The sequence below is a fragment of the Micromonospora echinospora genome (genome assembly GCF_014203425.1).
Taxonomy (GTDB): domain Bacteria; phylum Actinomycetota; class Actinomycetes; order Mycobacteriales; family Micromonosporaceae; genus Micromonospora; species Micromonospora echinospora_A.
Genome location: NZ_JACHJC010000001.1, coordinates 4,712,410 through 4,725,021, shown reverse-complemented (window position 1 = coordinate 4,725,021; position 12,612 = coordinate 4,712,410). Strand labels below are relative to the sequence as shown.

The 12,612-nt window shown below is 75.4% G+C and carries 8 protein-coding genes; 7 read left to right on the top strand and 1 reads right to left on the bottom strand.

Annotation, left to right across the window (positions count from 1 at the left end; all coding sequences use genetic code 11):
* Positions 1-22: 22 nt before the first annotated feature.
* The 5 genes from FHU28_RS21980 (at position 23) to FHU28_RS21960 (ending at position 7,440) form a co-directional block, all read left to right on the top strand.
* Positions 23-2,347, top strand: coding sequence for a beta-xylosidase/alpha-l-arabinosidase (locus tag FHU28_RS21980; RefSeq protein WP_184686380.1), 2,325 nt, complete (start codon positions 23-25; stop codon positions 2,345-2,347).
* Between the two features lie 150 nt (positions 2,348-2,497).
* On the top strand, positions 2,498-3,601 hold the full coding sequence (locus FHU28_RS21975; RefSeq protein ID WP_184686379.1) for a glycosyltransferase family 39 protein: 1,104 nt from the start codon (positions 2,498-2,500) through the stop codon (positions 3,599-3,601).
* Positions 3,602-3,705: 104 nt separating this feature from the next.
* A complete protein-coding gene (locus FHU28_RS21970; protein WP_184686378.1) occupies positions 3,706-5,574 on the top strand; it encodes a glycosyltransferase family 2 protein in 1,869 nt (622 codons plus the stop codon).
* Positions 5,568-6,701, top strand: a complete 1,134-nt coding sequence (locus FHU28_RS21965; protein ID WP_184686377.1) for a glycoside hydrolase family 26 protein — start codon at positions 5,568-5,570, stop codon at positions 6,699-6,701. Before FHU28_RS21970 ends, FHU28_RS21965 begins: the two co-directional genes overlap by 7 nt.
* A gap of 55 nt (positions 6,702-6,756) precedes the next feature.
* Complete coding sequence (locus FHU28_RS21960; RefSeq protein WP_184686376.1) at positions 6,757-7,440, top strand: DUF1963 domain-containing protein; 684 nt, start codon at positions 6,757-6,759, stop codon at positions 7,438-7,440.
* Between the two features lie 13 nt (positions 7,441-7,453).
* Here the strand turns inward: FHU28_RS21960 and FHU28_RS21955 are convergent, their stop codons facing one another.
* Positions 7,454-8,761 (bottom strand): aminotransferase class V-fold PLP-dependent enzyme, encoded by a 1,308-nt coding sequence (locus tag FHU28_RS21955; RefSeq protein WP_184686375.1) that lies wholly within the window; start codon positions 8,759-8,761, stop codon positions 7,454-7,456.
* 137 nt (positions 8,762-8,898) lie between these two features.
* On the opposite strand from FHU28_RS21955, the gene FHU28_RS21950 reads away from it, so the two are divergent.
* On the top strand, positions 8,899-9,789 hold the full coding sequence (locus FHU28_RS21950; protein WP_184686374.1) for an alpha/beta hydrolase family protein: 891 nt from the start codon (positions 8,899-8,901) through the stop codon (positions 9,787-9,789).
* 93 nt (positions 9,790-9,882) lie between these two features.
* A complete protein-coding gene (locus FHU28_RS21945) occupies positions 9,883-12,597 on the top strand; it encodes a helix-turn-helix transcriptional regulator (protein ID WP_184686373.1) in 2,715 nt (904 codons plus the stop codon).
* The last annotated feature ends 15 nt before the right edge of the window (positions 12,598-12,612 follow it).

The window sequence follows — 12,612 nt, the reverse complement described above, 5'->3', positions numbered from 1 at the left end:
ACAACCAGTGGAAAGGCACACCATGACAGAGGTCCATGCGGTGGTGGACGGCCCGGCGCCGGCTCAGGCGGGTCCGGACCACGACCGGCCGGACGGGCACGACCCCGACGCGCGCGTACGGGAACTGCTCGGTCGCATGACGATCGAGGAGAAGGTCGCGCAGATCGTCGGGTTCTGGGAGAAGGAGGACGGTGAGGCGGTCGCGCCCCTGCAGGGCGAGTTCGCCGACACCGGCCGGCTGGACGACTTCTCCCGGCACGGGCTGGGCCACCTGACCCGCGCCTACGGCACCCGCCCGGTCGACGCCGCGACCCGCGCGGCCTGGCTGTGGAGGTTCCAGCGGGAGCTGGTGACCGGCACGCGGCTGGGCATCCCGGCGATCGTGCACGAGGAGTGCCTGACCGGCCTGTCGGCGTGGAAGGCGGCCACCTTCCCGACGCCGCTGGCCTGGGGCGCCGCGTTCGACCCCGATCTCGTCACCGAGATGGCGGCGGCCATCGGGGCCTCGATGCGCGCGCTCGGCATCCACCAGGGACTGTCCCCGGTGCTCGACGTGATCCGGGACCCGCGCTGGGGCCGGGTCGACGAGTGCATCGCCGAGGACCCGTACCTCGTCGGCACCATCGGCACCTCGTACGTGCGTGGACTCCAGTCGCAGGGCGTGCTCGCGACGCTGAAGCACTTCGCCGGCTACTCCGCCTCACGGGCCGGGCGCAACTTCGGCCCGGTGCACGCCGGTCCCCGGGAACTCGCCGACGTGCTGCTGCCGCCGTTCGAGATGGCGATCCGCGACGGCGACGCGCGCAGTGTCATGCACTCGTACGCCGAGATCGACGGCGTGCCGGTCGCCGCCGACCCGACCATGCTCACCGACCTGCTGCGCGAGCGGTGGGGCTTCGACGGCACGGTGGTGGCCGACTACTACGGTGTCGCCTTCCTCAACCTGCTGCACCACGTCGCGGCCGACAACGCGGACGCGGCGGCGCAGGCGCTGGCCGCGGGCCTGGACATCGAACTGCCCACCGGCGACGCCTTCCTGACCCTGACCGAGTCGGTGCGGGCCGGCACTGTCGACGAGGCGCTGGTCGACCGGGCGGTGCTGCGCGTCCTGCGCCAGAAGCAGGAACTCGGCCTGCTCGACGCCACGTTCGACGACGAGCCGCCGGGCGCTGTCGACCTCGACTCGCCGGAGCACCGGTCGATCGCGCGCCGGCTCGCCGAGGAGTCGGTCGTCCTGGTCGCCAACGAGGGCCTGCTCCCGCTGCCGGCGGGCCGCCGGGTGGCGGTGGTCGGCCCGAACGCCGACCGACAGGGCGCGCTGTTCGGCTGCTACTCGTTCCTCAACCACGTGCTGGCCCACCACCCGGGCGTGGAGACCGGCATCGAGGTGCCGACCGTCCTCGAAGCCGTGCGCGCCGAGTTCGGCGCCGACCGGGTCACCTTCGCGGCGGGCTGCGAGGTGGACTCCGCGGACCGGTCCGGCTTCGACGAGGCGGTCGCCGCCGCGTCCGCCGCCGACGTGGCCGTCCTCGTGGTCGGCGACCACGCCAGCCTGTTCGGCCGCGGCACCGTGGGCGAGGGCTGCGACCGGGACGACCTGGAGCTGCCCGGCGTGCAGCGCCAGCTCGTCGAGGCGGTGCTGGACACCGGCACCCCGGTCGTCCTGGTGCTGCTCACCGGCCGCCCGTACGCGCTGGGCTGGGCGCTGTCCCGGTGCGCCGCGGTGGTGCAGACGTTCTTCCCGGGTGAGGAGGGCGCCGGCGCGATCGCGGGTGTGCTCTCCGGGCGGGTCAACCCGTCCGGCCGGCTGCCGGTCACCCTGCCCGGCTCGGCCGGCGCGCAGCCGTACTCGTACCTGCACCCGGAGCTGGGGGAGGGCCTGAACGGCACCAACCTGCCGGCGACGCCGGTGGCGCCGTTCGGTCACGGGCTGTCCTACACCACGTTCACGTACAGCGACCTGACCGTGCCGGCCGAGGCGCCGGTCGACGGGGCGCTGCGGGTGTCGGTGCGGGTGACAAACACCGGCGCGGTCGCCGGTGACGACGTGGTGCAGCTCTACGGCCGCGACCTGGTCGCCTCGGTGACCCGGCCGGTGGCGCAGCTGCTCGGCTACCGGCGGGTGCGTCTGGAGCCGGGCGCCTCGGTCACCGTCGAGCTGACCGTGCCGACCACGCGGCTGGCCTTCACCGACCGCGCGCTCAACCGTGTGGTGGAGCCCGGGGAGGTCGACGTCTGGGTGGGCACGAGCGCCCGGCGGGACGTCCAGGCGCGGACCACGCTGACCGGCGACACCGTCGAGATCACCGCCGCCTCGCCCCGCTGGACGACCACCGACCTCCGCTGAGCCGGGTCCGCCGGTCGTCCACGGGGCGGGCGGCGGACCCTTTCATCTCATATTGGCGTTATGTCGGATTTGGCTCAGTAGGCTTCCAGGATGTCATCCAGCCCTGGCTGGATCCCGGTCGCCGGCACCCACAGGGATGCGTGAGTCACGATGATGGACGCGGACACCATGGTCCTGCCCCGGATCGGGGATGCCGCGATCGAGGACCCGTGGGGCGAGGACCGTCCGCGCCGTCCAACCGCCCGCGCCGCGACCGCCGCCGTGAGGCGGTGGCGGATCGCGGCGTGGCTGCTGCCGGCGGCCCTGGCCGCCGCGCTCGGCGCCGTCCGGATCACGACGTCGGGACTGAGCGCCGCAGAGCTGGCGGCCCGCCGGGCGGCGACGTCGCCCCGGCAGGGGATCGGGCTCACCGGCGACGACGTCGCACTCGGGCCGTACCACCTGCTCCTGCGCGGCTGGGCGGAGCTGTTCGGCTCGGCGGACCTCGCGCTGCGCGTACCGTCGCTGCTGGCCATTGTGGGAGCCGCGGCGCTCGTCGGCGCGCTCGCCGCCCGGATCGCCACGCCCGCCGCCGGCCTGCTCGCCGGCATGATCTTCGCGGTGCTGCCGACCTCGGCCCGGTACGCGCAGGAGGCGCAGCCGTACGCCCTGGCGGTGTTCGCCGCCGTGCTCGCCACCTGGCTGCTGGTGCCCGCGCTCGACCGGCCGGGTCCGCGGCGGCTCGTGCCCTACGCGGGCGCGGTGCTGCTGCTCGGCCTGTGCCAGCCGGTGGCGTTGCTGCTGCTCGCCGCGCACGGCTGGGTCGTGCTGGCGTTCCGTCGCCGCGCCGCCGTCCGCTGGCTGGCCGCCGTGGCCCTCGGGCTGCTCCCGGTCGCCGCGCTGCTCGGCGCGGGTCTGCGCGGCGGCGGGCACCTGGCGTCCGGTGTGCGATCCGGCGCCGCCGTGCTGGCGGCCACGCCCGGAGAGCTGTTCGGCGTCGCCGCGCTCGGTGGCGTGCTGGCCGGGCTGGCCCTGTTCAGCCTGCCGCTGCGGTACGCCGCCGCGATCTGCACCGCCTGGGCGCTGGTGCCGGCGCTCGCGCTGCTGGCGCTGGCGCAGGCCGTGCCGGTCTGGTCGGCGGTGAACCTGCTGTTCACGGCGCCGGCCTGGGCGGTGCTCGGCGGGGTCGCCCTGTCCCGGGCGCGCGCCGCCGTGGCCGTCGCCGTGCTGGCGCTCGTCGTGGTGCTCGGGGTGGCGGCCCAGCTTCCGTCGTGACCGGTCGACGAACGGGCGATCTCTGCGTGATTCGCTCCTTTTACGGTTGTTTGTCGGCTTAGCATTCGGGCGGCTCCTGAGCCGAATCAGACCATGGGGGAAACGTGGCCGTCGCCGCCGATACACGCCCGTCCCGCGCCACGACGGCCGGGACGCCGGGCGACCGCCCGACCGCGCCCGTCCCGCCCGGGGCGCCCGCCGATCCGGACCGCCGGCAGCGCAACGTCAGCGCCCGCCTGGCGTACGCCCGGTGCGGCGCCGTCGCCGGTCCGCTGCGCCCGCCTCGCGGCCCGGACGCGGCGGTCGAGTTCCGCCCCACCGCCTCGGTGGCCGCGCGGGTGATGCTGACGCTGCTGGTGCTCGTCAACAGCGCCGCCGGGCTGGTCTTCGTCGGCTGGCTGCTGCTGCCGCAGCACGTGCCCGGCCCCGGCGTCGTCGGGCTCGGCGGCTGGCAGACCGCCGCCGCCCGGCTCGCGTTCTGCGTCGTCGTCGGCGTCGAGCTGATCCGCCTGGCGCAGAACGTGGTGGTGTGGGTCTTCGCCTTCCACGCCCGGGACCCGGTGCCGGTCGACCCGCCGGTCGGCCTGCGGGTCGCGCTGCTCACCACCATCGTGCCGAGCAAGGAGCCGCTGGACGTCGCGGAGCGCACGCTGCGCCGGCTCCGGGAGATCGTCTACTGCGGGCACGTCGACGTGTGGATCCTCGACGAGGGCGACGACCCGGCGGTGCGGGCGATGGCCGACCGGCTGGGCGTACGCCACTTCACCCGCAAGGGCCGGCCCGAGTACAACCAGCCCGGCGGCGAGTTCCGGGCCCGGACCAAGTCCGGCAACCACAACGCCTGGCGGGCCGAGCACGAGCACCGCTACGACGTGGTCGCGAACGTGGACCCGGACCACGTGCCGCTGCCGAACTTCCTGGAACGCACGCTCGGCTACTTCCGCGACCCGGACGTGGCGTTCGTGGTGACGCCCCAGGTGTACGGCAACATGCACCAGAACTTCGTCGCCCACGGCGCCTCGGTGCAGCAGTACCTCTACAACGGTCTGATCGCCCGGGGCGGCAACGGCCTGGACGCGCCGCTGCTCACCGGCACCGGGCACCTCTACCGCCCGGCGGCCTGGCGGACCATCGGCGGCTACCAGGACTCGATCATCGAGGACCACCTCACCAGCATCCGGGTGCACGCCGCCGTCAACCCGGCCACCGGGCGCCGCTGGAAGGGCGTCTACACCCCCGACGTGGTGGCGCTCGGTGAGGGGCCGACCTCCTGGGCGGACTACTTCAACCAGCAGAAGCGCTGGGCCGCCGGCATCTGCGAGATCCTGCTCCGGCGCGAGATGCGTACGCCGCGTACGCTGCCCGGCCGCCGTCGCTGGCAGTACCGCCTGCTCCAGTTCTACTACCCGAGCGTCGCGGTGAGCCTGCTGCTGGGCAACGCCGCCACCGCGCTCTACCTGCTGACCGGCGTGGACGCCGGCCGGCTCGACCCGCAGGTGTGGGCGACGCTGTGGGGCACCACCGTCGGCACCTGGTTCCTGCTCTGGCTCTGGCTGCGCCGCTTCAACATCGCCCCGCACGAACGCGAGGAGGTGGGCATGGCCGGCATGGCGCTCGCCCTGTTCGCCGGGCCGGTCTACGTGGCCGCGGCGGCCGGCGCGCTGCTGCGCCGCCGGCTCGGTTTCGTGGTGACCGCCAAGGGGGCGCTGCGCACCGTCGAGTCCCTGCGCACGTTCCGGCTGCACCTGTGCTGGGCGCTCGCCGCGGCCGGGCTGCTCGCGGTGAGCTTCGCGCTCGGTCACGACTACCCGCTGCTGCGGGTCTGGCCGGCGCTGACGATGCTGACCGGCCTCGCCCCGCCGCTGATCTCCTGGGCGGAGAGCCTGCGGGCCCGCCGGCACCGCTCGGCGGAGGCGGCGCGAAAGCAGCCGGCGGCGGCGCGGGCGGCGGCTGAGGGCGGTGTCCCGTGCTGAGGCCGACCGCGCCCCGGGTGGGCCTCGCGCTGGCCGGGTTGCTGCTGCTCGCGTACGCCTTCGTGGTGGCGCCCGGCGCGTGGCGCGACCCGGGCACGGGCGCGTCGGCGCACGGTCGCGTCCCGGCGACGCCGCAGGCGAGCGCCGACGCGCCGGGTGGCGGCCTGTTCCCCCCGGCCGGACAGGCGTTCTTCGGGGTGATGACCGACAAGGGACCGCACGACTTCGCGACGGTCGACCGGTTCGTCGAGGCGGCCGGGCGGTCGCCGCAGGTGATGCTCTTCGGCGCCGACTGGGTGTCGGCCGAGTTCGACCGGAGCCTGTTCGACCGGATCGCCGACCGGGGCATGATGCCCATGCTCGGCTGGGAGCCGTGGGATTACAGCATCGACCTGGCGGCCCGGCGCACCGGCCTGGCGGTCCGGCAGATCGACCGGCTCCGGGCCACCCAGCCGGACTACCGGCTGGACCGGATCGCACGCGGCGACTTCGACGCCCACCTGCGGTCCTGGGCCGAGGGGGTCCGGTCGCTCGGCTACCCGGTCGCGATCCGCTTCGCGCACGAGATGAACGGCGACTGGTATCCGTGGTGCGAGCGGGCCAACGGCAACCGCCCCGGCGACTACGTGCGGGCCTGGCGGCACGTGCACGACCTGTTCGCCCGGGCCGGGGCCACGAACGTCACCTGGGTGTGGAGCCCGAACGCCCGCTGGGACAAGACGACCGCCGGGCTGACCGGGCTCTACCCGGGTGACGACTACGTCGACTGGGTCGGCGTCACCGGCTACTACGGCACCGGCGCGTTCACCAAGACGTACTGGTCGTTCGACCAGATCTTCGGTCCGACGATCGCCGAGATCCGCAAGGTCACCCGCAAGCCGCTTGTGGTCACCGAGACCGGCGCCGCCGACACCGCCGGACGCAAGGCCCGGTGGATCCGGGAGACGTTCGGCTCGCTGCCCCGTTACCCGGACCTGATCGGGCTGATCTGGTTCGAGGTGGACAAGGAGCAGGACTGGCGCATCGCCGGCGCGCCCGCCGCGGCGGCCGCGTTCGCCGAGGCGGTGGCCGGCGAGCGCTACGACGTGACCTGGTCGGCGGCGTCGAGGCCGCGCGCCGGGCCGTGACCCCGTCCCGCGCCGGACACACTCCATGTCGGACGGTGGGTCGGAGGGTTTCCCGTTGCCGTTCCTGCTCCGGCTCGACTGCGCGGCGCTGCCCCGGGTTCCCGACCTCGCCCTGCCGGCCGACGGCACGCTGCTGTTCTTCCTCGACCAGGAGAGCGCACTGGACGCCTGCGGCATCGAGGCCGAGCAGGAGTTCGCACGGGTCGTGTACGTCCCGGCCGGCGCCGAGACGATGGACGGTGAGTACGTCGTACCGACCGGAACCGATCTGGAACCGTTCCTCGCCCCCGAGCACGAGATGTACGCCGGTCTCCAGGCGGAACTGCCGGACTGGCTCGACCGCTCGGAGAACTGGCTGAGCGCCACCCAGATCCAGCTCCTGCGCGACATGCCGCACCGCAAGGAGATGAGCGCGCTGCTCGAGCAGCTCTGGCCAGAGCGCCAGTGGTCGCTGCCGGAAGACGTCTTCGTCGGCGGCTACACCATCTCGGCGCAGGACCCGCCCGAGGTGATCATGATGGACAAGGAGCGGCAGCGGCAGGCGAGGTCCCTGCCCCGCGCGGAGCGGATGGTGGCCCAGTACGAGGAACAGCAGCGGGTGATGCGCGAATGGGTGCCGTTGGCCCAGTTCGGCGTACCGGACGAGGAGTACGTCAACGCGCGGTTCCTGATCCGCCACGACGACCTCGCCGCCCGGCGGTTCGACAGGGTGCTGTCCTTCTGCGAGTTCACCGAGTGACAGCCGGGCCGGCTCACACCAGCGTGCGGACCGCCCGCAGCGCCGCCTCCACGTCCTGCTCGCCGTTGGCGATCGTCGCGCCGAAGCGCAGGTAGGAGGGCCGGTAGGGGGTGCTGCTGGCGACCACCCCGGCCGACCGGAGCCGGCCCACCGCCTCGCCCACCGGCACGCCCGGCACCTCGCAGCAGACCACGCCGGCGGACAGGTCGGCGGCGCGCGGGGTGACCAGCCGTACGCCCCGGACGCCCGCGAGACCCTCCTTGAGCCGGTCGGCCAGCTCCCGGGTGCGTTCGGCGACCCGGGCCGGGCCGATCCGGCTGTGGAACCCGAACGCGTCGGCGAGCGCCCACCGGTGCTCGAAGCTGTGGTAGCCGCCGGGCGTGTGGGCCGGTCCCGGTGGCGCGGGCTGCCCGCCGCCGCCGGCGAGCCAGCTCCCGATGACGCGTCCGTCGAAGCTGGGGATCACCGGGGTCATCCGGGCCCACGCCCGCCCGGTGGCCCACACCAGGCCGGTGCCGCGCGGCCCGAGCAGCCACTTGTGGCAGCCGGAGACCAGCACGTCGCAGCCGAGCTGCTCCGGTGTGGACGCGTCGGCGCCGAAGCCGTGCACCGCGTCGAGGCAGAGCAACGCCTCCGGGCTGCGCTCGCGTACCACCTCGGCTAGGCGGCGCACCGGCAGCTTCACGCCGGTGCTGGAGTGCACCCAGGTCAGCGCCACCACGCGGGTGCGCGGGGTGAGCGCCGCGGCGAGACCGGCCACCATCTCGTCCACACCGGCGGTGGCGGCGTCGCGGTAGAGGCGGGCCCGGAGCACCGTCACGCCGTCACGTTCGGCGCGCAGTCGCAGCGACTCGTGCGTGGCGTAGAAGTCGTGCTCGGTGGTCAGCACCTCGTCGCCCGGCCGCAGCCGGATGGCGCTGTAGACAAGGCCGAGGCCCATGGTGGTGGAGTCGGTGAGCGCGATCTGGTCCGGATTCGTGCCGAGGTGCCCGGCGGCCGCGTCGAGCACCGCGCGGTCCAGCCGTTCCTCGTTTGCCAGCAGGTAGCCCGAGGCGTCCCGGTCGAGGCCGTCGCGGTGGGTGGCCACGGCGGCCCGTACCGGCGCCGGGTGCGGCGCGAAGACGAAGGTGGCCAGGTGCGCCCGGGAGCGGTCCAGCGCGAACTGGGCGTGGACGCTGTCCCAGCTGGCCGGATCCAGGGCTGGCGGGTCGTCCGCCGCCCCGTCCTGCGCCGCCGGGCGCTCCGGCTCGCAGCCGGTGGCCAGGCCGGTGACACCGGCCGCCGCGGTCGCGCCGAGCAGGTGCCGTCGGGTCAGGTGCATGAGGTCATCGTCCGCCGTGCATGTCACGGCCGGGTCACCCCCGTCCGCGCGGACCGGTGATTTCACCGATGCGCGGCGCGCCGTAGCCATCGATGCTGACGCATGTCGATGTAATTCCGGCGCAAGGAGTGACCGACGTGCCCACCACCATCCGTTCCCGTACCCCCGTCCGTGCCCTGGCCCGGTTCGCCGTGGCGGCGCTGCTCGCCACGGGCGGCGCTCTCGCCGTCCCGGCCTCGGCGAGCGCCGCCAGCCCCTACGAGCGCGGCCCGGCGCCCACGAGCGCCATCCTGGAGGCCAGCCGCGGCCCGTTCGCCACCTCGTCGACCAACGTCTCCTCGTTGAGCGTGACCGGCTTCGGCGGCGGCGTCATCTACTACCCGACCAGCACCGCCGAGGGCACCTTCGGCGCGATCGCCATCTCGCCCGGCTACACCGCCTCCTGGTCCAGCCTGAGCTGGCTCGGACCGCGGATCGCCTCGCACGGCTTCGTGGTGATCGGCATCGAGACCAACACCCGGCTGGACCAGCCGGACAGCCGGGGCCGCCAGCTCCTGGCCGCGCTGGACTACCTGACCCAGCGCAGCTCGGTGCGGGGCCGGATCGACTCCTCCCGGCTCGCCGTGGCCGGGCACTCGATGGGTGGCGGCGGCAGCCTGGAGGCCGCGGCGGCCCGGCCGTCGTTGCAGGCCGCCGTCCCGCTCGCGCCGTGGAACCTGGACAAGACCTGGTCCGAGGTACGGGTGCCGACGCTCATCATCGGCGGCGAGACCGACAGTGTCGCGCCGGTGGCGAGCCACTCGATCCCGTTCTACAACAGCATCCCGGCGTCGTCGGAGAAGGCGTACCTGGAGCTGGACGGCGCGAGCCACTTCTTCCCGCAGACGACGAACACGCCGACGGCGAAGCAGATGGTGGCCTGGCTGAAGCGGTTCGTCGACGACGACACCCGCTACGAGCAGTTCCTCTGCCCCGGCCCGAGCGGGTCGGCGATCCAGGAGTACCGCAACACCTGCCCCAGCGCCTGAGCCCGTCCGCTGCCGGGGTGGTCGTCGCGACGACCACCCCGGCAGTATGTCTGCCTCTTTTCCGACGGGTTGCCCATCTGTGACACTGCACGCATGCTTTCTGCATCGACAGTGCATATAGCCCTCCGTGGCCGGGACGACGAGTGCGACGCGATCCGCCGGCTCCTCGACCGGGACTCCGGCGGCGCGCTGCTGTTCCACGGGCCGCCCGGCGCAGGGCGCAGCGCCCTGTTGGCGTACGCCCGCCTGTGGGCCACGGGACGCACGGTGCTCACCGGCGCCGGCCTGGCCGACGAGGCGACGCTGCCCTACGCCGGGCTGCACCGCCTGCTCGACCCGGTGCTGGACGCGGACACCGCGCTGCCGGTGCGGCAGCGGCGGCTGCTGCGCCGCGTGCTCGGCGGCGACGGCTGCCCGGCCGACCAGCGGCTCGCCCTCGCCGCGGCGGTCCGCTCCCTGCTCGCCGCCGTCGCCGGGGACCGGCCACTGCTGTGCACTGTGGACGACCTCGACATCGGCGACCGGCAGAGCGCCTGGACGCTCGCCGTGGTGGCGCGCCGGCTGCGCCGGCTGCCGGTGGCGGTGCTGCTGACCGCTACCGCCCCGGCCACTGTCGACGGGGTGCCGGCGCACCGGCTGCGCCCGCTGGACGCCGACGAGTGCCACGCGATGCTCACCGACCGCGGCCACCGGCCACCCGCGCCGGTGGCCGCCGCGCTGGCCGAGCTGAGCGGCGGCAGTCCGGCGGCGCTGGCCGACCTGGCCGGCACGCTCACCCCGGCCCAGTGGCGCGGCGAGGCGCCATTGCCCGGCACGCCGCCGGTGGACGGCGCGTTCGCCGCCGCATACCGGGCCCGCCTCGACCGGTTGCCGGCGCCGACCCGGCGGATGGTGCTGCTCGCCGCGCTCGACCACGGCGACGACACGGGCACGCTGGTGCGCGCCGCCTGGTCCGCCGGTCTGACGGTCGAGGCGCTCGCCCCGGCCGAGGCGGCCGGGCTGCTGCGGACCGGGCCCGGCGGGGTGACGTTCCCGCACCCGCTCGCCCGCACGATGATCACCGCCGTCGCGCCGCTGGCCGACCTGCGCGCGGCGCACCTGCTGCTGACCGGCACGCTCGCCGGCGGTCCGCTGGGCCGCGCGCTGCGCCACGCCACCGCCCCCGACTGCCCGGCCGACGTGCTCGCCGCCGAACTGGCGGCGGCCGTGGACGGGGCGCCCGACCGCGCCGCCGCGGCCGCCGCGCTGCGCCGCGCCGCCGAGCTGACCGCCGATCCCGGGCGGGCGGCCGAGCTGACCGTGGCGGCGGCCCGCTGCGCCTGGACCGCCGGCGACCCGGACCAGGCCCGAGGGCTGCTGCGGCGCCTGACCGGCGGACCGGCGCACGGCCCGGCCGAACTGGTACGGGGAGACATGCAGCTACGGTGCGACGCGCCCGCCGACGCGGTCGCCACGCTGCTGGCCGCCGCCGACGCGGTCGCGCCGGCCGACCGCCGCTCCGCCCTGCTCGCGCTGGTCCGCGCCGGCGAGGCCATCTGCGTCACCGGCGATCAGTTCCGCTACGCCGAGGTGGCGCGCCGCGCCGAGGCGCTGCGGCGGCCCGGCGACCCGCCCGACCTGGACCTGCTGGCCACCTTCGCGGTGGGCGTCGGGGCGACCCTGCGCGGCGACCACGCCCGCGGCGGCCCGGCGCTGCGCCGGGTCGTCGTCCTCGGCGGCCGGCTGTCCGGGCCCGCGCTCACTCCGGGCGCGCTGGTCTGCGCCGCCGCGGCGGCGTTGCTGGTGGCGGTCGACGGGCCCGCGCACCGGCTCGCCGGCCGGGCGGTCGAGGTGGCCCGCACGCGCGGCGAGCTGTCCCTGCTGCCCCGGTCGCTGGAGCTGCGGGCCGTCGCCGAGTACTGGCTGGGCCGGCACGAGGCCGCGGCGGAGACCGCCCGCGAGGGCGTGCGCGCCGCCCGCGCCACCGGCCAGCACGCCTGCGCCCAGGTGCACCTCGGCATCCTCGCGGTGCTGGCCGCGGTACGCGCCGACCGGGCCGGCGCGCTGGCCCGGATCGCCGAGATCGGCGACGGGGCCGCGCCCGGGAGCCGGCCGGACGCGTACGCCAGGTGGGCGCTCGGCGTGCTGGACCTCATCGACGGCCGGTACGCCGACGCGGTCGCCCGGCTGTCCACGCTGGCCCGTACCGGCACCGGCCGGGGGCAGGTGCTGGTGCAGGTGATGGCCACGCCGTACCTGGTGGAGGCCGCCGCCCACGACGGCGGGCGCCCGGCTGCCGCGCTCGCCGTGTTCGACCACTGGGCCAGCAGCACGGCGAGCCCGTCGCGGCGGGCCCTGGCGGCGCGCTGCCGCGCGCTGCTCGCGCCCCGGGGCGGCCCGGAGGCCGAACGGGAGTTCCACACGGCGCTGCGGCTGCACCCGGCCGACTCCGACCGGTTCGAGCGCGCCCGCACCGAGCTGCTGTTCGGCCGGGAGCTGCGCCGCCGGCGCCGCCCGCGCGACGCCCGGGCCCACCTGCACCGCGCGCGGGAGACGTTCACAGTGCTCGGCGCGACCGTCTGGGCCGACCGGGCGGGCGAGGAGCTGCGCGCGGCGGGGGAGTCGGTCGGGCCGGTGCCGCACGGCCCGGAGCAGCTGCTGACCGGGCAGCAGCTGCACATCGCCCGGCTGGTCGCGCAGGGGGCGACCAACCGGGAGATCGCCACCCGGATGTCCCTGTCCACCCGGACCGTCGACCACCACCTGCGCAACGTCTTCCACCGGCTGGGCGTGCGCTCCCGCACCGAGCTGGCCCGCCTGCTGGCCTGACCGCCGGACTCCGGT

Excerpts from the sequence above, each read along its gene's own strand:
- FHU28_RS21980 (WP_184686380.1), top strand. The coding sequence starts at position 23 with ATGACAGAGGTCCATGCGGTGGTGGACGGCCCGGCGCCGGCTCAGGCG.
- FHU28_RS21955 (WP_184686375.1), bottom strand. The coding sequence starts at position 8,761 with ATGCACCTGACCCGACGGCACCTGCTCGGCGCGACCGCGGCGGCCGGT.
- FHU28_RS21945 (WP_184686373.1), top strand. The coding sequence starts at position 9,883 with ATGCTTTCTGCATCGACAGTGCATATAGCCCTCCGTGGCCGGGACGAC.
- FHU28_RS21975 (WP_184686379.1), top strand. The coding sequence starts at position 2,498 with ATGATGGACGCGGACACCATGGTCCTGCCCCGGATCGGGGATGCCGCG.